This window comes from Dokdonia sp. LLG6352-1, from assembly GCF_045055815.1.
Lineage (GTDB): Bacteria > Bacteroidota > Bacteroidia > Flavobacteriales > Flavobacteriaceae > Dokdonia > Dokdonia donghaensis.
Genome location: NZ_CP159329.1, coordinates 412962 through 437500, shown reverse-complemented (window position 1 = coordinate 437500; position 24539 = coordinate 412962). Strand labels below are relative to the sequence as shown.

At 39.6% G+C, this 24539-nt stretch carries 26 protein-coding genes and 1 other RNA gene; 17 read left to right on the top strand and 10 right to left on the bottom strand.

Annotation, left to right across the window (positions count from 1 at the left end):
* Positions 1-25: 25 nt before the first annotated feature.
* Both ABVM49_RS02020 and murQ read right to left on the bottom strand, forming a co-directional pair.
* Positions 26-247, bottom strand: coding sequence for a DUF6095 family protein (locus ABVM49_RS02020; RefSeq protein ID WP_375253249.1), 222 nt, complete (start codon positions 245-247; stop codon positions 26-28).
* Complete coding sequence (murQ, locus tag ABVM49_RS02015; protein ID WP_405202809.1) at positions 234-1049, bottom strand: N-acetylmuramic acid 6-phosphate etherase; 816 nt, start codon at positions 1047-1049, stop codon at positions 234-236. Before murQ ends, ABVM49_RS02020 begins: the two co-directional genes overlap by 14 nt.
* Before the next feature lie 296 nt (positions 1050-1345).
* Between murQ and ABVM49_RS02010 the strand changes: the two genes are divergently transcribed.
* From ABVM49_RS02010 to ABVM49_RS01945, 14 genes are all read left to right on the top strand, one after another.
* Positions 1346-1636, top strand: a complete 291-nt coding sequence (locus ABVM49_RS02010) for a hypothetical protein (RefSeq protein ID WP_035327369.1) — start codon at positions 1346-1348, stop codon at positions 1634-1636.
* Positions 1637-1642: 6 nt separating this feature from the next.
* Positions 1643-1933 (top strand): cell division protein ZapA, encoded by a 291-nt coding sequence (locus ABVM49_RS02005; protein WP_035327370.1) that lies wholly within the window; start codon positions 1643-1645, stop codon positions 1931-1933.
* Between the two features lie 54 nt (positions 1934-1987).
* Positions 1988-2110, top strand: a non-coding RNA gene (gene ssrS / locus ABVM49_RS02000) — 6S RNA.
* A 125-nt stretch (positions 2111-2235) separates the two neighbouring features.
* The gene (gene rny / locus ABVM49_RS01995; protein WP_038599361.1) at positions 2236-3801 is read left to right on the top strand and encodes a ribonuclease Y; all 1566 of its coding nucleotides are present in this window, start codon (positions 2236-2238) and stop codon (positions 3799-3801) included.
* A 439-nt stretch (positions 3802-4240) separates the two neighbouring features.
* Positions 4241-4858, top strand: coding sequence for a GNAT family N-acetyltransferase (locus ABVM49_RS01990; RefSeq protein ID WP_035336340.1), 618 nt, complete (start codon positions 4241-4243; stop codon positions 4856-4858).
* Entirely contained in the window at positions 4858-6039 is a 1182-nt protein-coding gene (gene argG / locus ABVM49_RS01985; RefSeq protein WP_035336342.1) for an argininosuccinate synthase, read from the top strand. Before ABVM49_RS01990 ends, argG begins: the two co-directional genes overlap by 1 nt.
* Positions 6036-7010, top strand: a complete 975-nt coding sequence (gene argC / locus ABVM49_RS01980; RefSeq protein ID WP_405202807.1) for an N-acetyl-gamma-glutamyl-phosphate reductase — start codon at positions 6036-6038, stop codon at positions 7008-7010. Before argG ends, argC begins: the two co-directional genes overlap by 4 nt.
* 16 nt (positions 7011-7026) lie before the next feature.
* Positions 7027-7815 carry a pyrroline-5-carboxylate reductase gene (gene proC / locus ABVM49_RS01975; RefSeq protein WP_405202806.1) on the top strand — a complete coding sequence of 263 codons (789 nt, stop codon included), beginning with the start codon at positions 7027-7029 and terminating at the stop codon, positions 7813-7815.
* An 18-nt stretch (positions 7816-7833) separates the two neighbouring features.
* On the top strand, positions 7834-8958 hold the full coding sequence (locus tag ABVM49_RS01970) for an aspartate aminotransferase family protein (RefSeq protein WP_405202805.1): 1125 nt from the start codon (positions 7834-7836) through the stop codon (positions 8956-8958).
* Positions 8955-9920 carry an N-acetylornithine carbamoyltransferase gene (locus tag ABVM49_RS01965; protein ID WP_405202804.1) on the top strand — a complete coding sequence of 322 codons (966 nt, stop codon included), beginning with the start codon at positions 8955-8957 and terminating at the stop codon, positions 9918-9920. Before ABVM49_RS01970 ends, ABVM49_RS01965 begins: the two co-directional genes overlap by 4 nt.
* Positions 9910-10695 carry an acetylglutamate kinase gene (argB, locus tag ABVM49_RS01960; protein ID WP_405202803.1) on the top strand — a complete coding sequence of 262 codons (786 nt, stop codon included), beginning with the start codon at positions 9910-9912 and terminating at the stop codon, positions 10693-10695. The genes ABVM49_RS01965 and argB overlap by 11 nt, the downstream gene beginning before the upstream one ends.
* Positions 10686-11756: a M20 family metallo-hydrolase gene (locus ABVM49_RS01955; RefSeq protein WP_405202802.1), complete on the top strand. Its 1071-nt coding sequence runs from the start codon at positions 10686-10688 to the stop codon at positions 11754-11756. Before argB ends, ABVM49_RS01955 begins: the two co-directional genes overlap by 10 nt.
* Positions 11757-11810: 54 nt before the next feature.
* On the top strand, positions 11811-13094 hold the full coding sequence (gene argH / locus ABVM49_RS01950) for an argininosuccinate lyase (protein ID WP_405202801.1): 1284 nt from the start codon (positions 11811-11813) through the stop codon (positions 13092-13094).
* A gap of 57 nt (positions 13095-13151) precedes the next feature.
* Positions 13152-13433, top strand: a complete 282-nt coding sequence (locus tag ABVM49_RS01945) for a DUF2188 domain-containing protein (RefSeq protein ID WP_405202800.1) — start codon at positions 13152-13154, stop codon at positions 13431-13433.
* A gap of 166 nt (positions 13434-13599) precedes the next feature.
* Here ABVM49_RS01945 and ABVM49_RS01940 read toward each other — a convergent pair whose 3' ends face one another.
* The 5 genes from ABVM49_RS01940 to ABVM49_RS01920 form a co-directional block, all read right to left on the bottom strand.
* Positions 13600-14496 (bottom strand): hypothetical protein, encoded by an 897-nt coding sequence (locus ABVM49_RS01940; protein WP_405202799.1) that lies wholly within the window; start codon positions 14494-14496, stop codon positions 13600-13602.
* Between the two features lie 155 nt (positions 14497-14651).
* Positions 14652-15767, bottom strand: coding sequence for a 3-isopropylmalate dehydrogenase (gene leuB, locus ABVM49_RS01935; protein ID WP_405202798.1), 1116 nt, complete (start codon positions 15765-15767; stop codon positions 14652-14654).
* 77 nt (positions 15768-15844) lie between these two features.
* On the bottom strand, positions 15845-16435 hold the full coding sequence (gene leuD, locus ABVM49_RS01930) for a 3-isopropylmalate dehydratase small subunit (protein ID WP_405202797.1): 591 nt from the start codon (positions 16433-16435) through the stop codon (positions 15845-15847).
* Entirely contained in the window at positions 16435-17820 is a 1386-nt protein-coding gene (gene leuC, locus ABVM49_RS01925) for a 3-isopropylmalate dehydratase large subunit (protein WP_405202796.1), read from the bottom strand. Before leuC ends, leuD begins: the two co-directional genes overlap by 1 nt.
* Positions 17821-17870: 50 nt before the next feature.
* Positions 17871-19043 carry a 2-isopropylmalate synthase gene (locus ABVM49_RS01920; RefSeq protein ID WP_405202795.1) on the bottom strand — a complete coding sequence of 391 codons (1173 nt, stop codon included), beginning with the start codon at positions 19041-19043 and terminating at the stop codon, positions 17871-17873.
* A gap of 118 nt (positions 19044-19161) precedes the next feature.
* Here ABVM49_RS01920 and ABVM49_RS01915 point away from each other — a divergent pair, with 118 nt between their 5' ends.
* Positions 19162-20724 carry a hypothetical protein gene (locus ABVM49_RS01915; RefSeq protein WP_405202794.1) on the top strand — a complete coding sequence of 521 codons (1563 nt, stop codon included), beginning with the start codon at positions 19162-19164 and terminating at the stop codon, positions 20722-20724.
* Positions 20725-20770: 46 nt separating this feature from the next.
* Positions 20771-21631: a DMT family transporter gene (locus ABVM49_RS01910; protein WP_405202793.1), complete on the top strand. Its 861-nt coding sequence runs from the start codon at positions 20771-20773 to the stop codon at positions 21629-21631.
* A 7-nt stretch (positions 21632-21638) separates the two neighbouring features.
* Here the strand turns inward: ABVM49_RS01910 and ABVM49_RS01905 are convergent, their stop codons facing one another.
* Together ABVM49_RS01905 and panB are read right to left on the bottom strand one after the other, a co-directional pair.
* On the bottom strand, positions 21639-22328 hold the full coding sequence (locus ABVM49_RS01905) for an RluA family pseudouridine synthase (protein WP_035336357.1): 690 nt from the start codon (positions 22326-22328) through the stop codon (positions 21639-21641).
* A 34-nt stretch (positions 22329-22362) separates the two neighbouring features.
* Complete coding sequence (gene panB, locus ABVM49_RS01900) at positions 22363-23181, bottom strand: 3-methyl-2-oxobutanoate hydroxymethyltransferase (protein ID WP_035327403.1); 819 nt, start codon at positions 23179-23181, stop codon at positions 22363-22365.
* A gap of 60 nt (positions 23182-23241) precedes the next feature.
* Here panB and ABVM49_RS01895 point away from each other — a divergent pair, with 60 nt between their 5' ends.
* Positions 23242-23751, top strand: coding sequence for a nuclear transport factor 2 family protein (locus ABVM49_RS01895; protein WP_405202791.1), 510 nt, complete (start codon positions 23242-23244; stop codon positions 23749-23751).
* 13 nt (positions 23752-23764) lie between these two features.
* Here ABVM49_RS01895 and ABVM49_RS01890 read toward each other — a convergent pair whose 3' ends face one another.
* Positions 23765-24514, bottom strand: a complete 750-nt coding sequence (locus ABVM49_RS01890) for a hypothetical protein (protein ID WP_405202790.1) — start codon at positions 24512-24514, stop codon at positions 23765-23767.
* Positions 24515-24539 lie beyond the last annotated feature (25 nt).

Sequence of the window (24539 nt, the reverse complement as noted above, 5' to 3'; positions counted from 1 at the left end):
AGTTTATAGATTGTTACTTTGATAACTAATCATTAAAGAGTGCTCCCATAAGAGTGCGTATTCCTTTGAAACCAAAATAAATCGCTGCAACCAGTAGAACTATGCCTATGCCTAATACAGGTATAAACATAGGGTGGTCTTGATTCTTAAACGAAGAGTTGAGAACAATAGGAGCTGTAATGAGAAGTATTAATGTACCGCCCATAAGCTTAACACCTTTTAGTAATTTTTCTTTATTTGTGTGCATAGTTGTCTATCGCTTTACGCACGCTACCGTGTGCTGTTAGTAATCTATTGGCCTCGTTGTAGTCTATTTTCAAGTGGTTTGCAATCATTTTTGTGCCGCGATCTACTAGCTTATCATTGCTAAGCTGCATATCCACCATTTTATTACCTTTAACGTGACCCATTTTAATCATCGAAGCTGTTGAGATCATATTCAGTACAAGTTTTTGTGCTGTACCTGCTTTCATACGCGAGCTGCCAGTTACAAACTCGGGTCCTACAACTACTTCTATAGGATAAAGAGCCGTTTGTGCAAGAGGACTCCCAGCATTGCAAGTGATACAACCTGTTGTAATAGCATTTGCATTACAGGCCTCAAGAGCAGCTATTACGTAAGGTGTGGTGCCAGATGCGGCAATACCTATTACCACATCGTCGCTTGTTACATTGTGTGCCTTAAGGTCATTCCATCCTTGATTTGTGCTATCTTCGGCAAACTCGACAGCATCTCGTATAGCTTTGTCACCACCCGCAATTATTCCTACTACTAGATCTTTACTTACACCAAATGTAGGTGGACACTCGCTGGCATCTACCACTCCTAGTCTTCCGCTAGTGCCTGCTCCCATATAAAAAAGGCGTCCTCCTTTTTTCATTTTGAGAACAATCAATTCTATAAGTTTTTCAATTTGAGGCAGCGCTTTTTCAACAGCAAGCGGTACCGTTTTATCTTCTGTATTGATATTAATGAGCAACTCTGAGGTACTCATATGTTCTAAATTGTCGTAGCGAGAATCCGTTTCGGTTGTTTTTGTAAAAGTCACAGTAGGTAATTGGTTTTTACAAAAATAGGTATAATGGCCCACAAGAACATTTGTTATTAAGTTTATGCTTATACATTTTACTAAGAGTTGACACGTCTAGTATTTAATTTTGATAATTGTTATTAGGATAATAAGGGGTGTGATTACGCTTTCGCGAAAGCGTAAAAAAGAAAATTTGTCATTAAAAATGTATTGATTTACTACCACAAATTGCGACTTTTAAATTTTAACGACTATCCATTGCACGGCTATTTTTCAAATGTTAACTTTGTGTTACGTAGAAATGCAGATGTTTTATGAGTAGTCTTTCTGAAGTTGTAGATTCTCTTGAGTACAAAATCGCTGCTTTGTTGAAACAATACAAAGATGTGAAGCAAACGCGGGTAGAACTGGAAACGGAACTTACCGCATTGCAACAAGAAAATCTAAAACTAAAAGAGGTGTTAGAAAATCGTGAGCAGAAGATAAAGACTCTCAAAACCGCAAATGCATTACTAGGCAGTAACGATTATAAAAGGGAAACCAAACTAAAGATAAACTCTTTAGTGCGTGAGATAGATGCTTGTATTGCATCACTTGCAGAATAATAAATTATGGCAGACAAGCTCAAAATCAAGTTGTCTATAGCAGATCGTGTGTACCCACTCACGATTCATCCATCCCAAGAAGAGGGATTGCGTAAAGCAACAAAAGAGATTGAGGCAATGGTCAAGCAATTTGAGCAAAGCTATGCCGTTAGAGATAAACAGGATGTACTCGCAATGTGTGCACTTCAATTTGCATCTCAGGTTACCCAAAAAACTATAAGTGAAGACTCACTAAGTGAGGAAACTGCGGCTAGATTACAAAAGCTGGCAGACCTTCTAGATGATAGTTTGTCATAACGTTCTTTACATACAACAGCATATTACTGCCTGCATTGATTATTATTTTGATAAACTCAACAGTTATTTTTTATAAAGAGTGACTCTAAGTTGTAAAAGCACGCCGTTACTAGACTTGTTCTAGGTAGACGGAACCTTGATCAGCTTTATAGCTCTAATCCTTACTATTAGGAGTTTATACGAAATGCACTATCAATGTGGGCTTTTTTTATATCTCATCGCGAGATAGTGAGGTTTTTAAAAACCTTAACAATCAACCATCAGTAGCGCCTGTAAAGGCATTATAATATTAAGTCAAAATTATGGAACATAACGCACTCTTGTTTATAGTAGGTGTGATTGCTCTTGCACTAGGATTCCTTATTGCAAAAATGTTAGAACGTAACAATGCATCACAAATCATTAAACGCGCAAAGAAAAGTGCTCAGGGCATCTTAAAAGAAGCTAAGTCTGAGGGCGAGTCTATCAAAAAAGATAAAATACTTCAAGCCAAAGAAAAATTTATCGAGCTTAAAGCAGAGCACGAAAAAGTAATCTTAGGAAGAGATAAAAAAATGAACGAGGCCGAGAAGCGCACTCGTGACAAAGAATCTCAAGTAAGTGGTGAGCTTTCGCGAAATAAAAAATTAAATCAATCTCTTGAAGATAGAATTAAAGATTACGATAAGCGCTTAGAATACGTCGATAAGAAAAAGGCCGAAGCTGAAAAAATGCACCAGAGTACGGTGCAGCAACTTGAGGTAATCTCTGGACTGTCTGCCGAAGAAGCAAAAAGTCAACTTGTAACTACTTTGAAAGACCAAGCCAAGGCAGATGCTATGAAGCACGTGCAAACTTCTATCGAGGAGGCAAAAATGACTGCAGAGCAAGAGGCCAAAAAAATTATCATTAATACCATACAACGCATAGGAACAGAGGAAGCAGTAGAAAACTGTGTATCTGTTTTTAACCTTGAAAGTGACGATGTAAAAGGTAGAATTATAGGTAGAGAAGGTCGTAATATACGTGCTATTGAAGCAGCAACAGGTGTTGAAATTATTGTAGATGATACTCCAGAGGCAATTATACTTTCTTGTTTTGACAGTGTGCGCCGTGAGGTAGCTCGTTTATCATTACACAAACTTGTAACAGATGGTCGTATACACCCAGCAAGAATTGAAGAAGTTGTACAGAAAACAACGAGACAAATTGAGCAAGAGATTGTAGAAGTAGGAAAGCGCACAGTAATCGACTTAGGAATACACGGTTTACACCCAGAGCTTATTAAAGCGGTAGGGCGTATGAAGTACCGTTCTTCTTATGGTCAAAACCTATTACAACACAGTAGGGAGGTTGCAAAACTTTGTAGTGTGATGGCAGCAGAGTTAGGCGTAAATGCAAAACTTGCTCGTAGAGCTGGACTTTTACACGATATAGGTAAAGTGCCAGATACAGAGACAGAAACACCACACGCAATCTTAGGAATGCAATGGGCAGAGAAGTATGGAGAGAAGCCAGACGTATGTAATGCTATAGGTGCTCACCACGATGAGATTGAGATGACAAGTTTACTTTCTCCTATTGTACAGGTTTGTGATGCTATAAGTGGAGCGAGACCAGGTGCACGTCGTCAGGTATTAGATTCATACATACAACGTCTCAAAGATCTTGAGGAAATAGCTTTTGGATTCCAAGGTGTGAAGAAGGCTTATGCTATTCAAGCAGGACGTGAACTACGTGTTATTGTAGAGAGTGAGAAGGTTAATGATGATAAAGCTTCATCACTATCTTTTGAAATTTCTCAAAAAATCCAAACAGATATGACCTACCCAGGTCAAGTAAAAGTTACCGTAATACGAGAGACCAGAGCGGTCAATATTGCAAAGTAACTGTAAGATTTAGTTATTATTTTTATAAAGAGGCTAGCGCATTATGCGCTAGCCTCTTTTGTTTTAAACCCCTTATGTTGAGTATTTCACAATCTAAAACCCATTAATTAAGATTCTTATAGTCAAGTCTAAAAATCTTATTTAATTACATAAAAAAGGTAGTTTTTATATAATTAATTCTAAAAGTGCATTGCTAGCTCAAATAAGTTGCTACCTTTGAGCCATTAGTATGAATAGAATAATTGCACATATCTCAAATAGCCTTACAGCACTTCTTGCTGCAAGACCTGCTATGCAATTACTTCCTGTTCCTGTACGACGCTTCCGCCGCCGCCCGTAAGGGTAGCTCATTAATGAGGGATGGCAGGTGAGTCCTATCCCGTTTTCCACAAAAGGAACCGTCACATTTTCAATATACATTTTAACTTAAATCATCGCTATGCAAATTGTTGTAGCCACGATTTCGCACACACCATATGCTCAGATTATCTGTGATACCATCGCAGAGTCATCTAAGGTACGTGGTACAGGAATCGCTCGTAGAACTCCAGAATATGTCATCTCAAAGATGGAAGCAGGTAATGCTGTCATCGCTTTAGAGGGTGACGTTTTTGCGGGCTTCTGTTATATAGAAGCTTGGGGACACGAGAAATTTATTGCCAACTCTGGACTTATTGTACACCCAGACTTCAGAGGACAGGGACTTGCCAAAAAAATTAAAGGAGAGATATTTACGCTTTCGCGAAAGCGTTATCCAGACGCAAAAATCTTCGGAATCACTACGGGTCTTGCTGTGATGAAGATTAATAGTGACCTAGGTTATAAACCCGTCACGTTTTCTGAACTCACAACAGATGAAAGCTTCTGGAAAGGTTGCCAGACCTGCAAGAACTTTGATGTACTCACACGTACAGAACAAAAGATGTGCTTATGCACGGGGATGCTCTATGACCCATCAAAAGAATCAAAATCTACAGAAAAAAATACTGTAAAAGCACCTGTTTTTAACAGGCTGAAACAAATAAAGGAAAAGCTATTCCTTAAAAAAAATAAGTAATGAAAAAATTAATCTTAGCATACTCAGGAGGACTCGATACAAGCTATTGTGTAAAATATTTTACTGCAGAAATGGGGTATGAAGTACACGCTGTAAGTGTAAATACAGGCGGATTTACAGATCAAGAAATCGCAAATAATAAAGAGAAAGCGCTTGCACTAGGAGCGACATCATATACAAACATAGATGCCATAGCTACTTTTTATGATACGGTGGTAAAGTATCTAATTTTCGGTAATGTACTTAAGAACAACAGTTACCCACTTTCTGTAAGTGCAGAGCGTATCGTACAAGCCATAGAGATTGCAAAATTTGCCAAAGCTCAAAACGCAGATGCTATTGCTCACGGTAGTACGGGTGCAGGTAACGATCAGGTGCGTTTTGATATGACGTTCCAGACCATTGTGCCAGAGTTAGAAATAATAACGCCGATAAGAGATCAAACGCTTTCGCGAAAGCAAGAAATCGATTACCTACAGAGTCACGGTATTTCTTGGTCTTGGGAGAAGGCACAGTATTCTATAAATCAAGGTTTGTGGGGTACAAGTGTAGGGGGTGCTCAAACTCTAACCTCACATCAAACACTGCCTGAGGATGCATATCCTAGTCAGCTGGAGGCTAGCGATTCACAAACCTTAAAGATTGGCTTTACACAAGGGGAACCTACTTCACTCAATGGAAAGCAAGGTTCACCAGTAGAGATTATAGAGCAACTAGAAGACATCGCAAGCAAGTATGCCATAGGTCGCGGGATGCACGTGGGAGACACCATTATTGGTATAAAAGGAAGAGTAGGTTTTGAAGCTGCAGCTCCAATAATTATACTCGAAGCACATCGTACTCTTGAGAAACACACGCTTTCAAAATGGCAATTACAACACAAAGAAAACATTGCGTTGTGGTATGGAACTCACTTACATGAGGGATTATACCTAGAGCCTGTAATGAGAGATTTTGAAGCATTTTTACAGAGCAGCCAGAATACGGTGACTGGAGAAGTAGAAGTAGTATTACATCCATATAGATTTGAGGTAGTAGGCATCACATCAGATTATGACCTTATGCAATCTAAGGTGGCAAGTTATGGAGAAGAAAACCAAGGATGGACCGCCGCCGAAGCAAAAGGGTTTATAAAAATATTAGGTAATCAGTCTAGAATCATAGCAAACCAAAACAAATGAAAAAAATAGGAATTATAGGTGGCGCAGGTTATACTGCTGGGGAGCTCATTAGACTACTTATTCATCACCCAGAAGTTGAGATAGATTTTATATACAGCACAAGTAATGCTGGTAATGCAGTAGGTATTGTTCATCAAGATCTTGCTTATGTAGATCTTGCTTTTACAAGTGAGTTAAACACAAGTGTAGATGTAGTTTTTTTATGTCTAGGTCACGGTAACTCGGGTAAATTTCTGGAGCAATATAACTTTTCTTCAAGTACGAAGATTATTGATTTGAGTAATGAGTTTAGACTCAAAAGTGATGTCACTTTTAAGGATAGAACATTTGTTTACGGCTTGCCAGAAATCAATAAAGAGGAAATAAAAAATGCGCAAAACATTGCAAACCCTGGCTGCTTTGCCACTGCTATTCAGCTGGCATTATTGCCGCTGGCGAGCGCTTCATTACTCAGCCAAGATGTGCATATTAATGCCGTTACAGGAGCTACGGGAGCGGGAGTTAAGCCTAGTGCTACTACGCATTTTGGGTGGAGAGATAATAACTTCTCACACTACAAGGCTTTCAATCATCAGCATCTTGGGGAGATAGGAGAGTCTGTCGTTCAGCTGCAAGAAAGTTTTGATAGCGAACTTCATTTCATTCCGCAGCGTGGTAATTTTTCTAGAGGGATTTTTGCAACTGCCTACACATTTTATGAGGGTACGATTGAAGAGGCATATGCGCTTTATGAGGATTTTTATAAGGACTCCGCTTTCGCGAAAGCGGTAAAAGCACCTTTACACCTCAAACAAGTGGTAAATACAAACTACTGTTTTATACACTTAGAAAAACACGGCAATAAATTATTGATCACCAGTGTGATTGATAATCTCTTAAAAGGAGCGAGTGGTCAAGCTGTAGAAAATATGAATCTAATGTTTGGTTGGGCTCAAGATACGGGACTCCAACTCAAAGCAAGTTATCTCTAATAGTTAAGATAGACATATGAAAATAGCAATCATAGGAACGGGAAATTTAGGTCTTGCCATCGCAAAAGGACTCATCACAAACAATGCGGTGACTAGCTTATATCTTACTAAAAGAGATATTTCTAGCATCGAAAAATGGGATGCCTACAAGGAAGTAATAACGACTAGCGATAACCGTGAGGCTGTTGTAAAAAGCGACATTCTCATTTTTGCAGTACAGCCAGGTCACTTTGCAGGTATACTTGAAGATATTAAAGAATTACTTACAGAGAAACACATTATTATCTCTACGATAACTGGTTTCAAAGTGCCACAAATCGCTGAAATTGTAGGAGACGATCAATTTATTATACGAGCGATGCCCAACACAGCTATTGCTGTAGGGCAAAGTATGACTTGTTTATGCAGCAATTCAGTAGGCGAAAAGCGCATTGCCATAGCCGAAGCCATTTTTAATAAACTAGGCACAAGTCTTATTATTCCAGAAGGACAGATGCAAGCTGCTACGGTAATCTGTGCGAGTGGTATTGCTTTCTGGATGCGATTGATAAGAGCAACTACGCAGGGTGCCATACAACTAGGTTTTGACGCAAAAGAAGCGCAAGAACTTGCTATGCAAACCTGTCTAGGAGCTGCCACGCTCGTTATTAAATCTGGAAACCACCCAGAAGCAGAAATTGATAAAGTAACTACGCCAAAAGGCTGTACCATCGAAGGTCTCAATGAGATGGAACACTCAGGTTTAAGCTCGTCTCTCATAAAGGGAATCGTGGCTAGTTATCAAAAAATTAATAGCATCTCATAGTGCTTAAAAATAAAGAGTATGAAATTATTTGATGTATATCCACTTTATGATGTTGCTCCTCTTAAGGCTAAGGGATGCTATGTGTACGATCAAAGTGGTCAAGAGTATCTTGATTTATATGGCGGTCACGCTGTGATCTCTATAGGTCACGGGCATCCTCACTACATAGAGAAATTAAAAACGCAGATGGATGCCATTGGGTTTTATTCTAATGCAGTTCAGAATCCGCTGCAGGTGGAGGTTGCTCAGAAATTAGGAGCACTTTCTGGTTGTGAAGATTATGATTTGTTTTTCTGTAATTCTGGCGCAGAGGCAAATGAGAACGGATTAAAACTAGCGTCATTTGACACAGGTAAAAGTCGCGTGGTAGCCTTTAAAAATAGCTTTCACGGGAGAACATCTGCCGCCGTAGCAGCTACCGATAATCCTAGCATCGTTGCGCCTATAAATGCACAACACCAAGTATCCATACTTGACTTGGGTAATACAGAGCAACTAGAGGAAACTTTGCAACAAGGAGATTGCTGTGCGGTGATTTTAGAATTTATACAGGGCGTAGGAGGTTTAGATCAATCTACAGAGCTGTTTTATCAAGATGTTGCCGCGCTTTGTAAAAAATATGATGTAAAACTCATTGCAGACGAGGTACAATCTGGTTTTGGTAGATCTGGAGAGTTTTTTGCTTTTCAGAAATATAATATCACTCCGGACATTATCACGATTGCAAAAGGAATGGGTAACGGCTTTCCCGTGGGCGGTGTGCTGGTGCATCACTCTATTGAGGCGCGATATGGGATGCTTGGAACGACCTTTGGCGGTAATCATCTTGCTTGCGCTGCTACACTTGCGGTTCTCGAAGTGATTGAAAAGGAACATTTGATGTCTCACGCAAAGGAAATGGAAACCTACTTTAGGGAGAAAGCACTTGCCTTTGGCAACAGGGTGACTGTAAAAGGTCGCGGATTAATGCTAGGGCTAGACTTAGGCTACGATGTAGGAGCATTACGCAAAAAACTAATTTACGAGTATCACATTTTTACGGGAGGAGCAAAAAACAAACACGTGCTCAGAATACTTCCACCACTTACAATTCAAAAACCACAGATAGATTTACTATTTGAAGCATTACACAAAGAGTTATGAAGAACTACATATCCATAAATGATATTCCTAATTTAGAAATGGCGATTAAAGAAGCGCTGTATATGAAGGAGTATCCGTACGCTTTCGCGAAAGCGGGAAAACAAAAAACCTTAGGTCTTCTATTTTTTAACTCAAGCTTACGTACAAGACTAAGCACCGAAAAAGCTGCCAAAAACCTTGGGATGGAGACAATGACACTCAATGTAAATAGTGATAGCTGGCAACTAGAGTTTGAAGATGGTACTGTGATGGATGGCACAAAAGCAGAGCATATTAAAGAGGCTGCGCAGGTGTTATCGCAATATTGTGATGTGCTAGCTGTGAGAGCTTTTCCAGGGCTGTTAGATAAAAGTCAAGATGAGCTAGAGGTCGTACTTGCTGCATTTATGCAATATGGGAGTGTGCCCGTTGTAAATCTAGAAAGCAGTACGGCGCATCCGCTACAAGGCTTTACAGATGCAATCACGATTTACGAACTCACCGAAAGTCTACGTGCAGCAAATAAAAAGCCTAATATCGTGTTGACCTGGGCACCACACCCTAAAGCCTTGCCGCACGCAGTTGCAAACTCATTTGTACAAACGATGCAGAAGGCAAATGTAAATTTCACAATTACTAATCCAGAGGGTTATGATCTCAATCCAGAAATACGTGGAGAAGTACCGGTGATTCATAACCAGAAAGAAGCCTTTGCAAATGCCGATATCATTTACGTAAAAAACTGGAGCAGCTATGAAGATTATGGCAAGGTGCAATCGCAAGACAGTAACTGGATGATTAATACCGAAAAACTTAAGGGAACCAATCAAGCCAAAGTTATGCATTGCCTTCCCGTGCGCCGTAACGTTGTCATTTCAGATGATGTGCTAGACACCGCGTCAAGCGCTGTAATTCAGCAAGCTGGTAATAGAACGTGGGCTGCACAATGGGTGCTTAAAAACATACTGGACAATGATAAATAAACAGCAACTCACCGTAGTAAAAATAGGTGGAGACATTGTAGATTATGATGAGCTGCTCACCTCATTTTACACGCATTTTAAGGCAATTTCTGGTCCTGCTATTATCATACACGGTGGAGGAAATAAAGCTTCCGCTTTACAAGAGCAGCTGGGTTATGTCCCAGTAAAAGTAGAAGGGAGAAGGGTGACAGATGAGACTACGCTGGAGGTTGTAACAATGGTGTATGCCGGACTTCTCAACAAGAAGCTTGTCGCTGGCCTACAGGCAAAAGGTAAAAACACCATAGGACTTTCTGGCGCAGATGGTGATGCCGTGAGAGCGCATAAACGCGAAGTGACGACGGTAGATTATGGTTTTGTAGGAGATATAGATAGAGTCAATGTGAGTTTTATAAATGACCTCCTTTCTGACGGTAAAGTGCCTGTATTTTCGGCAATTACGCACGATGGTAATGGGCAATTACTCAACACCAATGCAGATACACTCGCTGCCAAAATTGCGATAGCAATGAGCTCTTTCTACAACGTTCAGTTGTTTTATTGTTTTACAAAACCAGGTGTCCTTGAAGATGTAAATAATGATGAATCGATAGTGACGAGCATAGATAAAGGGCTTTATAAAGAGATGAAAACAGCGGGACAAATATTTGAAGGTATGATTCCTAAACTGGATACTGCTTTTGAGGCGCTAGATCAAGGCGTTATGAGAGTGCATCTGGGCGAGGTTGATATATTGAGCGATAACACTATAAAACACACGACACTATGTCTTTAAAAACTCAAATAGATAGCGCCGTAGCATTACTACAATCACTCATTGAGACACAAAGTTTTTCTAGTGAAGAAGATGGCACAGCTTTACTTATAATAAACTGGCTAGAGGAGAAGGGGATTACGCTTTCGCGAAAGCGTAACAACATCTACGCATTTAATAAACATTACGACGCATCAAAACCGTTATTGCTTCTCAACTCGCATCACGATACGGTTAAGCCAAATAAAGGATATACAAGAGATCCTTATAATGCCGAAATTAAGGACGGAAAATTGTACGGTCTAGGAAGTAACGATGCAGGTGCAAGTCTTGTAGGATTGCTTACTGCGTTTGTACATTTTTATGAGCGTGAGGATTTATCTCATAATATTGTAATTGTAGCTTCTGCCGAAGAAGAGTCAAGTGGTCCAAATGGTCTTAATAGTATGCTTGCGCATCTGCCTGAGATAGATGTTGCCATTGTAGGCGAGCCTACATTAATGAACCTCGCCATTGCCGAAAAGGGGTTGGTTGTTTTCGATGCCGTAGTAAAAGGAACGGCAGGTCACGCAGCGCATATAAAGGGGAATATGGCTATTTATAATGTGATAGAAACCCTGCAGTGGTTTGAAAATACAACTTTTGAAAAAGTGTCTGATACGCTGGGTGCTACTAAGGTTACCGTAACTCAAATTAATGCGGGTAGTCAGCATAATGTAGTGCCTAGTCAGGTAGAACTCGTCATAGATGTAAGAGTAAACGAGCATTACAGCAACCAAGAAATCGCCGATTATATGGTGGCAAATGTGCCGTGTGACACAATACAGCCACGGTCATTGCGATTAAATAGTTCGCGTATTTCAAAGGAGCACAAATTAGTACAAGCAGGAATAGCGTTAGGTAGAGAAACCTACGGTTCGCCTACCTTATCTGATCAAGCCTGCTTGAGTTGTCCATCTTTAAAACTAGGTATAGGCGACAGCACTCGCTCTCATATGGCAGATGAGTTTGTCTATGTACACGAGATAGAGCAGGGGATAGCATTATACATCGAGCTCTTAGAAAAATTTTTAACCGCATAAATAATATGGGTTGTTGCAATAGTGTGAACAGCATAACCTACAAATAAGATACCTATGAAACTTTGGGAAAAAGGAATACCAACAGATCAAAAAATAGAAGCATTTACGGTGGGTAATGATCGTGAGATTGACATCCATATTGCTAAGTATGATTTGCTAGCTAGCAAGGCACACGCGACGATGCTTGCATCTGTAGGCTTGCTTACACAAGAGGAGAGCGAGCATTTAAATAAGCAATTAGACCTTATGCTCAAGCAAGAGCAGGAAGGAACATTTGTTATAGAAGCAGATTTTGAAGATGTACACTCTAAGATAGAAAGTGATCTTGTAAAAGCACTGGGAGATACCGGTAAAAAAATACACACAGCGAGATCTCGTAATGATCAAGTTATTGTGGCGTTAAACCTTTATTTTAAAGCAGAATTATCTCAAATTACACAAGGAGTAGAGAAATTGTTTGACACACTTTTAAAGCTTGCAGAGGCGCATAAAAACACCCTACTACCTGGATATACGCACCTTCAAGTGGCGATGCCGTCATCATTTGGGCTTTGGTTCTCTGCCTATGCAGAGTTACTTATAGATGACCTTTACTTACTCAAAGCAGCGCAGAAGGTGGTAGATCAAAATCCGCTGGGGAGTGCAGCTGGTTATGGATCTAGTTTTCCTATCGATAGAGAGATGACTACCAAGCAACTTCAATTTGCCGATTTAAAATACAATGTAATTGCAGCTCAACTATCAAGAGGGAAGTCTGAGCGTACGGTAACACAAGCTGTAGCAAATATTGCCAATACCTTGAGTCGTTTTGCAATGGATATATGTCTGTACTGCTCTCAAAATTTTGGGTTCATTAAGTTTCCAGATGCACTTACTACGGGGAGTAGTATAATGCCGCATAAAAAGAATCCAGATGTTTTTGAATTGCTTCGTGGTAAGTGCAATCAGTTGCAAGCAATCCCAAAAGAAATGATTATGATAACAAATAATTTACCAAGTGGTTATCATAGGGACTACCAGTTACTCAAAGAAAATGCTATCAAGTCTGTTGAGGACCTTAAGGTCGTGTTAGATATTTTTGAATTTTCTATTGCTCAAGTACAAGTGCAGGATGTTAATCTGGATGATGAGAAGTATCAACACCTTTTTACCGTAGATGCTATTAATGATCTTGTAACCGCTGGTGTGCCTTTTAGAGAAGCATATAAGCAAATAGGGGAGCAGGTAGAAAATGGTTCTTTTACAGCAGGAAATACAAAGGAGCACTCACACTTAGGAAGCATACATAACCTAGGTCTTGATAAGATACAAGCCAAATTCGACAAGGCGGTATCTTAATGAGTATGGAAGGCTCTATACACATAATGAGCTTATGTAAAATAGTATCTTCGTATTATGAGTAGTATTAAAACCTTTTTGCGTTCATTACTAGAAATAGTAGAAAGCGTATATGAAAACTCTCACAAGGCAAGTAGAAAACGTACTTGGCATCAGCACGTTGTGCCCTATGAAGGGGACTGGGCTGTGAGGCGCGAGGGTAACAAGCGTATCACTTCAAAGCATCAAAAGCAGAGTACTGCCATACGTAAAGCAAAGAGTATTGCACGTAAACGCAAGGCAGATGTAATTATACATCGTGCCGGCGGTGGGATACGTGAGCGCATAAGTTATGACTAGGATAGCTATTTTTTATACAAATCAACCTTAGAACCATCTATGCTTGCATTTTGTAATGAAGCGATGCAAAACTCGCGGTAGGTAAAGCAAATGATAAGAAAATAAAAAAATCCCATCAATAGATTGATGGGATTTAAAGTTTTTAGATAGTACGATTATTGTAGCTCTACTCTATCAAAACAGCATTTTCAGGAACATCAAAATAGCTGTTTTCTATATCTTTTTTAAATGTAATATCAGATACATCAATAGTTGTGATATGCTCGCCAGCTTTTTCATTGTCGGTGAGCCAGTGGGTTTTATATCCTGTGGCAAACTCTATACCGTCTACAATAGTTGTTCCCTCTACAGTCATTAATTTTTCTGGTAGGTGACCACCATCAGGAAAATATTTAGGGTAAGAAACGATGTAACGTATTACCGCTAGTTTGTGATTATCTTTCCCAAAATAAAGTACATAATAATCATCTGGTGCGTCTCCCGTTCCTGCGGCAAATGTTACTTTTATAGCGTCATAGCTAGTATTATTAAGAGTTTTATCTGCAAGCTTTTCAAGATTAACACCTTCACCATCTAGTATAAAAGGCTGCGCTAGAAAGTAATAAGGAGTAAGTGCCCAAAAACGCATATCAAAAGGAAAAGCGGTAGAGTCTTTCACTTTTTTCCAAGTTTTCTCACCTGTCCACCCAAATTCTTGAGAGCGATCCTCTACGTGTTGATGACGTGCCTTATTACTCCAAGTATCAATGGTTTGATAAGTGTTACGGCGTGTGCTCCCATCTTCAGGTCTATAGTCAAAGTGAAAAGAAAGCGGTCCATTTTTAAAATAAGTATCCAGTCCGCCGTGTGCTTCCATCGCTTGCCACACTATTTTTCCGGCATCTGTTTTAGTAAGTCTAGCTTGCGCTTCACCTACACGTTTCTCAATCCACGAGTCTGGCTTTACAGCAAGATCTGGATTTATAGCTACCTCGTTAGATGTTGTCGTGGTTTTAGTTTTTGTTTCTTGGCAAGACACACAGGCAAGTATTGCAATACCTAATGCTAGAATAATCTTCTTCATCTTTTTAATATGTTGGTGAGTAAAGAAAGTTTGGTCTATTTCTATTCTTCTAACTTACATAGCAGTGTATTAAATAAATGCTAAAACATCATAGAGATAAAATAAGAGTGGAATTACGCTTTCGCGAAAGCGTAACTCTTACAACTAAAGTCTTATTAAATAATCGTGCTCTGTCCTGCGTGTATGTTATTAAAATTACGGTTGGTGTCTTCTGGGTTTAAGATATAATCTGCAATAAAGTCACCCACTTTTGAAGTACTTAACGGGTTTTCTGGTTTGAGATCTTCTGTTGTAAAACCTAGTTCTAAAGATTTTTCTACAGCGGTTTCTATACTTTCAGCCTCGTCTTGAAGCCCGAGATGTCTCAATAACATCGCAGCAGATAAGATAGAAGCCAGCGGATTTGCAATTCCCTTGCCAGTAGCTTGCGGGTAAGACCCGTGTATAGGCTCAAAAAGTGCATTTTCTGTACCTATAGAGGCAGAAGCTAGAAGTCCTATAGAACCACCAATTACACTTGCCTCATCAGATATAATATCACCAAACAAGTTTTCTGTTAAGATCACATCAAACTGCTTTGGGTTTAAAATCATTTGCATCGCTGCATTGTCTACAAAGAGAAAATCTACCGCTACATCAGGATATCCTTTGGCAATCTCAGTTACTGTTTTTCTCCACAGCCTTGATGTTTCTAGCACGTTTGCTTTATCTACGAGCGTCAATTTTTTTCGTCTGTTTTGAGCCTCTTTAAAGGCTAGATGTGCCATTCTTGTAATTTCTTTTACAGAATATGAGCAACCGTCTGAGGCTACTTGACCATCATCACTAAGATGTTTCTCACCAAAATAGATGCCACCTGTGAGTTCGCGATAGATAGACATATCCGCGCCAGAAATGATCTCTCTTTTAAGAGGTGAATTATCTATAAGTTGCTCGTAAGCCTTTACAGGGCGTACATTACAAAACAATCCTAGTGACTTGCGAAGTCTCAAAAGGCCTTGTTCTGGGCGAACTTTGGCTGTAGGGTCATTGTCATATTTGGGATCACCAATGGCCCCAAACAATATAGCGTCAGATGCCTCACAAATGTCTAGTGTTTCCTCAGGAAGCGGATTGCCCGTCGCGTCTATGGCGCAAGCACCCATCATTGCTTCTGTATATGTAAAGTGATGTCCGTATTCGTCTGCCACTGCCTCTAGGGCTTTTTTTGCTTGAGCAGTAACTTCTGGTCCTATCCCGTCTCCAGGTATGATTGCAATATTAAAATCCATAGTGTGTGTTTGAATTATGTACTAAATCCCCGCCTTAGTAGGCGAGGATCTGGTAACCATTTATATATTGTGTTCTTTTAAAACACCATTCGTTCTTTTTCAAAGGCTTCTATTTCGGCCTTTTTACTTAGTAGAAAGTCGATATCATCATATCCATTAATCATACAAACCTTCTTGTAAGGATCTATTGCAAATTCCGCTTTCGCGAAAGCGGTTTCAACCACCTGATTTTTTAGATCTATTGTAATAGGTAACTCAGGATTTGCTTCTATACCTGCTAGTAATTCCTTAAGGTATTCTGGCGTCACCTGAATAGGAAGCAAGCCGTTGTTAAGTGCATTACCTTTAAAAATATCTGCAAAAAAGCTTGAGATGACTACTTTGAATCCATACCCTACAATTGCCCAAGCAGCGTGCTCACGGCTAGACCCACAACCAAAGTTATCTCCAGCTACCAGAATTTTTGCTCCAGCATATTGTGGTTTATTAATAGGGAACTCTGCATCCAGCGTTCCATCTTTTTTAAAACGCCAGTCTCTAAAAACGTTATCACCAAAACCTTTCTTATCTGTCGCCTTCAGGAAGCGCGCAGGGATAATCTGGTCTGTATCAATATTTTCTATAGGTAGTGGTACTGCTGTGCTTATGAGTTTTGTAAATTTTTCCATTAGGCTACAGCTTCTTTTGTGACGTCTACTATTTTACCAGCTATTGCGGTTGCAGCAGCAACAAGGGGGGATGCAAGAATCGTCCTTGCGCCTTGTCCCTGGCGACCTTCAAAATTTCTATTTGAGGTAGAAACACAGTACTCTCCAGCGGGAATTTTATCGTCATTCATCGCTAGACAGGCTGAACAGCCAGGCTGCCGTAAGGCAAACCCAGCCTCTTCAAACACCTCTTTAAGCCCCTCTTCTTCGAGTTGCTTTGCTACTTGTTGTGAGCCAGGTACTAGCCAGGCGTTCACATTTGCAGCTTTATGTTTTCCGCGCACGTATGATGCGGCTATTCTAAAATCTTCTATTCTTGAGTTTGTACAACTTCCTAAAAACACATAATTAATAGGCGTGTCTAGTAATTGTGCTCCACCTTTGAAGTTCATATACTCCAGCGCTTTCTCAAAGGTCATATCGCCTTTTTCGGGTATAGCGCCGTTTATTTTTATTCCCATTCCTGGGTTTGTGCCGTAGGTGAGCATAGGTGCTATATCTTCGGCATCAAAGTGATATTCTTTGTCAAAAGTGGCATCTTGGTCTGTAGGGAGTGTTTTCCAGTAGGATACCGCTTTCGCGAAAGCGTCACCCTGCGGAGCAAATTTGCGTCCTTCTACATAATCAAAAGTGGTTTGATCTGGGGCAATCATACCGCCACGAGCACCCATCTCGATACTCATATTACAAACCGTCATACGGCCTTCCATACTCATCTCTTCAAAAACGTTACCTGCATACTCACAGAAGTAACCTGTACCAGCGTTTGTGCCAATTTTTGAGATGATGTACAAAATGACGTCCTTAGGAGAAACGTGCGGTGCAAGAGTTCCATTTACAGAAACGCGTAAGCTTTTAGGCTTGTTAAGTAACAAGCTCTGACTCGCAAATACTTGTCCCACCTGGCTCGTCCCGATACCAAAGGCAATAGTGCCAAAGGCTCCGTGTGTTGAGGTGTGACTATCGCCACAAACCATTGTCATACCTGGTTGTGTGATGCCCAGTTCTGGTGCCATCACGTGTACAATACCATTGTATTTGTGACCTAGACCGTAGAGGGTGATGTTATGTTTCTCACAGTTTTTTGTGAGTTGTTGTAATTGCTTGCGAGACATCTCATCTCTAATAGGTAAATGTTGATCTTGAGTTGGGGTATTATGATCTGCCGTGGCAACTATTTGATCTGGACGCGCTACAGCAATGCCACGTTCCTCAAGCTCATTAAATGCCTGCGGACTCGTCACTTCGTGTATCAAGTGCTTGTCTATATATAAGATTTGGGGTCCGTTATCTACCGTGTCTACCACGTGTGCATCCCAGACTTTATCAAATAGTGTTTTTCCCATTGCTATGTATACTCTCGTAAATTACGTGTGTAATTATGATGTTTTATAAGTTATGCTACGGCTCCAGCTTTGCACTGTATGTGTTGCATAATCATATGTATGTCGTTGTCTTTTACTTCCTTTTGTCTATCTGCCACATTAAGAAACTGCTCATAAGCAGCATCTAGTTGAAGTTTTGTTAGTTCGTATCCTACTTTTTTTGATCTGTAAGCAAGTGCTGCTCTACCGCTTCTTGCTGTAAGCACGATAGATGTCTCGTTTACTCCTACATCTTTAGGATTCATAATCTCGTAGGTCTCTCTGTTTTTTATCATACCATCCTGATGGATTCCTGAGCTGTGCGCAAAGGCATTTGCACCTACAATGGCCTTGTTAGGTTGTACGACCATTCCCATCTTATCACTTACCATACGGCTCGTGTCAAAAAGGAGTTGAGTATTTATGTCTGTATGAAGATTAAGTGTGGGGTGTTGTTTAAGGATCATTACTACCTCCTCTAGAGAGGTGTTACCTGCACGCTCACCTATACCGTTTATGGTACATTCTATCTGTCTTGCTCCATTTATCACACCTGCAATACTGTTTGCAGTGGCTAGGCCAAGATCATTGTGACAGTGGCAAGAGAGGGTTACGTTTTCTATACCCTTCACGTTTTTACGCAAGTATTTAATTTTTGCTCCATATTCTTCAGGTAAACAATATCCTGTAGTATCTGGAATATTAAGAACGGTTGCTCCGGCTGCGATGACTCGCTCAAGCACCTTTGCAAGAAATGCATTATCTGTACGACCCGCATCTTCTGCATAAAACTCTACATCATCAACAAAATTTTTCGCGTAAGCGGTTGCTTTTACAGCGCGCTCTATAATCTGCTCTGGTGTTGCATTAAATTTATACTTCATATGCGACTCGCTAGTACCTATACCAGTATGTATTCTAGGTCTAACTGCATATTTTAAAGCTTGTGCGGCAACCTCAATATCTTTCTCTACTGCGCGAGTGAGACCGCATACGGTTGCGTTTTTTACAAGTTTTGAAATCTCCTCTACAGAGCTAAAATCTCCAGGAGAGGAAATAGGAAAACCAGCTTCTATAACATCTACACCTAAAACATCGAGACGCTCTGCTATAGAGAGCTTTTCTTTTTTGTCTAGTTTACAACCAGGTACCTGCTCTCCATCACGAAGAGTCGTGTCAAAAATCTGAACTTTGTCGTTTTGCATAGCTTTCATTTCTACACGAATTTATACCTTGCTTATTCTTTGAGAATCTTTCAAATGAGAGGTCTTACGATATCAAGGTTAATTTTAGTCTAATCAAATATCTGTATTTCAATTAGTTATGAGAAAAATCATTACAACGCTTAATGATCATAATGACTCTTTATTTATTTTAATAAAGTCATTATCTAAGAGTGAAAAACGACAGTTCAAGCTGTACGTAGGCCGACTAGTGGGAAATAGCGAGGCAAAATTTTTACAACTTTTTGAATTTTTAGACAAAGAGAAAACATACAATGAGGCTGCTATTTTAAAGTCTGGAATTGTTACCAAAACACAACTATCTAACCTCAAAGCGCATCTTTATAGGCAACTTTTAATAAGCCTGCGGCTTACTCCTGCACATCAAAATATACGTGTGCAAATACGAGAGCAGCTTGATTTTGCAACCATACTATATCAAAAAGGGTTGTACAAGCAAAGCCTTAAAATTCTAGATAAAGCCAAAACTATGGCGCTAGAGAATGAGGAGAAAAATGTTGCATACGAGATTGTAGAGCTAGAAAAAATTATAGAAACCCAGTATATCACCAGAAGTATAGCCACCCGTGCAGATGAGCTTGCTGTGCAAGCCAAAAGCCTTAGTGAACAAAACGTTATGGCGAGTAAGCTATCTAACTTGTCGTTGCAACTTTATAGTATTATGCTCAAAACGGGCTATGTAAAAAGTGATAAGGAAAAGCAAGAGCTTACAGATTACTTTGATGGACACTTGCCTAATTATGATTACGACTTGCTCAATTTTAGAGAAAAGATGTGGTTATATAAAGCGCATCTCTGGTACAGTTTTCTTATTCAAGATTTTCTTTCTTGTTACAAGTATGCAGATCGTTATGTGCGCTTATTTGATGAGAACCCTTTAATGATAAAACAGAACCCTGTTTTTTATCTCAAAGGGATACATTATTTACTAGAGTCATTATTTTACCTCAAACACGAGTCAAAATTTAGAGAAGCGCTAGAGAAGCTCACCACTGTAAAGGAAAACCCTAACTTCCCTAAAGGTGATAATCTAGATACACTCCTGTTTTTATATACGAGTAGTAACCGCTTTAATCATCGCTTTATGATCGGCGAGTTTAAAGATGGTGAAGATCTCGTTAAGGAGGTGCTCACTGGATTAAAATTGCCCAAATACCGTATAGATGAGCATCACGTGATGATCTTTTATTACAAGATGGCGAGTCTATATTTTGGGGCGGGTGATAACATAAAATGTATTGAGTACTGCCAGAAAATTATAAATAATCATAGCCTTAAGAGCCGTGAAGACTTGATGTGCTTCTCACGTATTCTTAATCTCATCGCTCATTATGAAGCTGGCAAAGATTACCATCTTGAGTCATTGTTAAGAAGCACCTATAAGTTTCTTATTAAGATGGATGATATGCACGAGGTACAAAAGGAGATGATTAAATTTGTGCGCAACCTGGGAGATATCTATCCTCACGAACTTAAAGCCGAGTTTAAAAAACTTCATAGTACGCTCAAACAATACGAAGACGATCCTTACGAGCGCAGAGCCTTCTTATATCTAGATGTGTTGTCTTGGCTAGAAAGTAAGATAGAAAATAGACCGGTTGCAGATGTGATTAAAGAAAAAGCGCAAAAATTAATAAGGTAATCTTCTACTTTATCTTTTTACAACATACATACCCTAACACCATTTAATGTCAAATAACACCACCCGCCATATATTAGAAATTAACCTAGCAATGCTTTTTGTAAGCACCTCGGGAGTACTAGGTAGATACATCGATTTGCCTCCAGCCGTAACCATCGGTATACGCTCATTTCTTGCAATGTTACTACTGGGGCTATTTGTAAAATGGAAAGGTTTTTCTTTTACGCTTGCGCGAAAAGACATACTCGCAATTGCCCTATCTGGAGTTTTTATGGGGCTACACTGGATTACCTATTTCTACTCATTACAATTGTCTAACGTGGCGATAGGGATGTTATCGTTATTTACATATCCAGTAATGACAAGCTTACTCGAGCCTGTGTTTTTAAAAACACAGTTTTCAAAAATGCACTTGCTACTAGGGGTACTTGTCTTGATAGGCATTTACTTTCTTGCGCCTTCTTTTGATACAGAAAACGACTACTTCCTTGCGATATTAATAGGTTTACTGTCGGCATTATGTTTTGCAATACGTAACCTCTTGGTAAAAACAAAAATAGGCTCCTACAACGGGTCTGTAGTGATGTGGTATCAAACGCTGGTGATAGCAATAATGCTTATACCAGCATATTTCATTTTTGAGGCCGAAGGATTTGTAAAAGAGCTTCCTTATATAGGGATGCTTGCCCTTATAACTACTGCTTTGGGACACACGATGTTTCTCTTTAGTATTAAAAGGTTTTCTGTGACGGCTGCTAGTTTAATGGGAAGCGTACAACCTATTTACGGAATCATCCTTGGTATTATTTTTCTTAACGAAATACCTGGATGGCGTACCGTTTTAGGAGGTTCTCTTATTTTATTTAGTGTAGTGGTAGAGAGCTTAAGAGCGTCGCGAAATAAGTAGGAAGCCCCTAGTTACAGGCCTTCCACACAGCATCTCCTTCGGGCACTTGAGCTACAAAGGTCATTTCTTCCTTTTTTACGGGGTGGGTGAGGGTAAGCTTTCGCGAAAGCAAACTTATACTACCATCAGGATTACTGCGGTCAAAACCATATTTAAGATCTCCCTTTATAGGGCAACCTATGGCCGTAAGCTGTGCGCGTATCTGGTGATGTCTTCCAGTGTGTAGGTCTATCTCAAGAAGATAAAATGTCTTAAGCTTTTTAATCACTCTGTAATCTAGAATAGCCTTTTTACTGTCTGGCACTTCGTGTTTGTGAGCGTAGCTTTTGTTTTGTTTTGGGTTGCGTTTTAAAAAGTGGGTAAGCGTGCCACTCTCTGCCGGAGGCGGATTTTTTACAAGTGCCCAGTATGTTTTTTTAGTCTGTCGCTCAGAAAACATCTTGTTAAGACGTGGTAACGCCTTGCTGGTACGGGCAAAAATAACAATGCCAGAAGTAGGTCTGTCTAGCCTGTGTACCACACCTAGATAAACCGCTCCTGGCTTATTATACTTTACTGCAATATATTTTTTTACAACTTCGCTTAGTGGCAAGTCTCCCGTTTTATCTCCTTGCACAATATCACCACTACGTTTATTAACCACGATAATGTGGTTATCTTCATATATAACGTTGAGGTTTTCTGGCGTGGAGTGCATTGTGGGTGGTTACCGCTTTCGCGAAAGCGTACTATTAATACTGCTCATCTTCATTAGGGAAGTCCTGTGATTTTACATCTGCACTGTACTTCTCAAAAGCAGAGGTCATCTCAGTATGCATATCTAGATAACGACGTAAAAATCGCGGGTTGAACTCGTGAGTCATACCCAGCATATCGTGTGTTACAAGTACTTGTCCATCTACTCCAGCACCAGCACCAATCCCTATAACGGGTATGGTTAAACTCTCAGCTACTTCTTGAGCAAGCTTAGCAGGTACTTTTTCTAGTACGAGAGCAAAACAACCTGCTTTTTGAAGCATAAGGGCATCTTCTTTGAGTTTTTGAGCTTCTTCTTCTTCCTTAGCTCGTACTGTATATGTACCAAATTTATAGATACTTTGAGGGGTAAGTCCTAGGTGACCCATTACTGGGATACCTGCGTTAAGGATACGTTTTATGCTTTCTTTTACTTCTTTACCACCTTCAAGTTTTATAGAGTGACCTCCAGATTCTTTCATAATACGTATGGCAGATCTTAGCGCTTCTTTAGGATCACTTTGATAACTACCAAAAGGTAGATCAACCACTACTAACGCTCTGTTTGCCGCTCTTACAACAGAAGAGGCGTGGTAAATCATCTGGTCAAGAGTGATAGGTAATGTTGTCTCGTGGCCAGCCATTACGTTTGATGCGCTATCACCTACAAGAATCACATCTATACCCGCACCGTCTACAATTTGAGCCATTGTATAATCATAGGCTGTGAGCATTGATATTTTCTCTCCTCGAGATTTCATCTCAGTAAGAGACTTTACGGTTACTCTTTTATATTCTTTCTTGGCTGTAGACATTTGTTTATTTTTTCTGTTACAAAAGTAGTAAATTAGATACCTATGTGTTAAACATTATAGATGCGACTCAAATATCTTTTTATTCCTATGATTGCGGTGTTCTTATTATTTGCCTTTGTAAAGGCAGATAAAGATTACTACAAGACTGCAAATCAAGATGTTTATAGTGAACAGGTAGTTAAGGAGGTGGTGCAAACTTTTTTTGAGGGATTTCACACTCAAGACTCTATTTTAATTAAAAAGGTCGTACATCCAGATGTAATGATGCAATCTATAGGCAAGGGAGAACTAGGCGAGGTACAACTGAGCAAGCAAGACTTTAGTGGGTTTTTAAAGTCTATTTGTAGTATACCTGCGAGTACCACGTTCGAAGAGCGTATAGATAGCTATGAGATAAAAATGGATGGCAAGATGGCAAATGTCTGGACACCATATTCTTTTTACATAAATGGTAGTCTAAGTCATTGCGGGACTAATAGCTTTCAACTTTTTAAGCGCAACGGTGTCTGGAAGATATTTTACATAGTAGACACACGTGATCGCGAGGGTTGTGGCGAGAAGCGAGGATAGCTGCAGTAGCTCTCTAATCTAGCTTGTATATTAATCTAAAGTCCATATTAAATTCAACACCGGTTGTGAAACCCTCGATACGCTTTGGGTCTGTATCGCCGAAGAAAAAGTTATCTTCAAAATCAAATCTATTAAAGGTTGGATTTTGAATATCACTATATCTATTATCTTTAAAACGTATACCAAGACCAAAGTTAACACGGAGCATAAGTTTATTTGATAATCTAGTGTACTCTCCAAAATTTACTAAAAATCCATTTTTCACACGTTGATAATCTGCACGCTCGTATGATACTTGTGTAACAGTTCCATTTAAATCATTTACTGGCTCAAAAGTGTCAAAAAGTAGTGTTTCTTTACTGTTTATGTAAAACAACTCTAGCCCAATATAATTTGTATACTTTTCACCTTTGCCTATAAAGTAAAGTACCTCTGGACGTATTTCAAACAATCTATAGTTCTCAGACTCTTCACTAGTAAATGGTAGTCCTTGAAAACCTACTCCCACACTACCGCCTACAGACCAGTGAGTGTTAAGCGATCTCGTGTACCCTACATTTATTCTAGGAAAAGGCGTGATAGGACTTACTAAACTAAGACTCACATATGATTTTACGGGTATTCTTGAGATGCTATCTCTCCGCTCTATTTTTTTAATACGCTTCTCTACACGTATTGCTTTTCTTTCTTCTCTGGTAGTTTGTGATAGTGCAAAGTGAGTTGTAAATAAAAAAAGAATAAGTAGGCTTCTAGTAATTCTCATTTGTGGTAGGATTTAGTGAGGATTC

Excerpts from the sequence above, each read along its gene's own strand:
- ABVM49_RS01945 (WP_405202800.1), top strand. The coding sequence starts at position 13,152 with ATGAGTAGTATTAAAACCTTTTTGCGTTCATTACTAGAAATAGTAGAA.
- leuB (WP_405202798.1), bottom strand. The coding sequence starts at position 15,767 with ATGGATTTTAATATTGCAATCATACCTGGAGACGGGATAGGACCAGAA.
- argB (WP_405202803.1), top strand. The coding sequence starts at position 9,910 with ATGATAAATAAACAGCAACTCACCGTAGTAAAAATAGGTGGAGACATT.
- ABVM49_RS01990 (WP_035336340.1), top strand. The coding sequence starts at position 4,241 with ATGCAAATTGTTGTAGCCACGATTTCGCACACACCATATGCTCAGATT.
- argH (WP_405202801.1), top strand. The coding sequence starts at position 11,811 with ATGAAACTTTGGGAAAAAGGAATACCAACAGATCAAAAAATAGAAGCA.
- ABVM49_RS02005 (WP_035327370.1), top strand. The coding sequence starts at position 1,643 with ATGGCAGACAAGCTCAAAATCAAGTTGTCTATAGCAGATCGTGTGTAC.
- ABVM49_RS01895 (WP_405202791.1), top strand. The coding sequence starts at position 23,242 with ATGCGACTCAAATATCTTTTTATTCCTATGATTGCGGTGTTCTTATTA.
- ABVM49_RS01965 (WP_405202804.1), top strand. The coding sequence starts at position 8,955 with ATGAAGAACTACATATCCATAAATGATATTCCTAATTTAGAAATGGCG.
- ABVM49_RS02020 (WP_375253249.1), bottom strand. The coding sequence starts at position 247 with ATGCACACAAATAAAGAAAAATTACTAAAAGGTGTTAAGCTTATGGGC.
- rny (WP_038599361.1), top strand. The coding sequence starts at position 2,236 with ATGGAACATAACGCACTCTTGTTTATAGTAGGTGTGATTGCTCTTGCA.
- ABVM49_RS01910 (WP_405202793.1), top strand. The coding sequence starts at position 20,771 with ATGTCAAATAACACCACCCGCCATATATTAGAAATTAACCTAGCAATG.
- ABVM49_RS01940 (WP_405202799.1), bottom strand. The coding sequence starts at position 14,496 with ATGAAGAAGATTATTCTAGCATTAGGTATTGCAATACTTGCCTGTGTG.
- leuD (WP_405202797.1), bottom strand. The coding sequence starts at position 16,435 with ATGGAAAAATTTACAAAACTCATAAGCACAGCAGTACCACTACCTATA.
- ABVM49_RS02010 (WP_035327369.1), top strand. The coding sequence starts at position 1,346 with ATGAGTAGTCTTTCTGAAGTTGTAGATTCTCTTGAGTACAAAATCGCT.
- argG (WP_035336342.1), top strand. The coding sequence starts at position 4,858 with ATGAAAAAATTAATCTTAGCATACTCAGGAGGACTCGATACAAGCTAT.
- proC (WP_405202806.1), top strand. The coding sequence starts at position 7,027 with ATGAAAATAGCAATCATAGGAACGGGAAATTTAGGTCTTGCCATCGCA.
- ABVM49_RS01915 (WP_405202794.1), top strand. The coding sequence starts at position 19,162 with ATGAGAAAAATCATTACAACGCTTAATGATCATAATGACTCTTTATTT.
- ABVM49_RS01890 (WP_405202790.1), bottom strand. The coding sequence starts at position 24,514 with ATGAGAATTACTAGAAGCCTACTTATTCTTTTTTTATTTACAACTCAC.
- panB (WP_035327403.1), bottom strand. The coding sequence starts at position 23,181 with ATGTCTACAGCCAAGAAAGAATATAAAAGAGTAACCGTAAAGTCTCTT.
- argC (WP_405202807.1), top strand. The coding sequence starts at position 6,036 with ATGAAAAAAATAGGAATTATAGGTGGCGCAGGTTATACTGCTGGGGAG.
- ABVM49_RS01920 (WP_405202795.1), bottom strand. The coding sequence starts at position 19,043 with ATGCAAAACGACAAAGTTCAGATTTTTGACACGACTCTTCGTGATGGA.
- leuC (WP_405202796.1), bottom strand. The coding sequence starts at position 17,820 with ATGGGAAAAACACTATTTGATAAAGTCTGGGATGCACACGTGGTAGAC.
- ABVM49_RS01905 (WP_035336357.1), bottom strand. The coding sequence starts at position 22,328 with ATGCACTCCACGCCAGAAAACCTCAACGTTATATATGAAGATAACCAC.
- ABVM49_RS01955 (WP_405202802.1), top strand. The coding sequence starts at position 10,686 with ATGTCTTTAAAAACTCAAATAGATAGCGCCGTAGCATTACTACAATCA.
- ABVM49_RS01970 (WP_405202805.1), top strand. The coding sequence starts at position 7,834 with ATGAAATTATTTGATGTATATCCACTTTATGATGTTGCTCCTCTTAAG.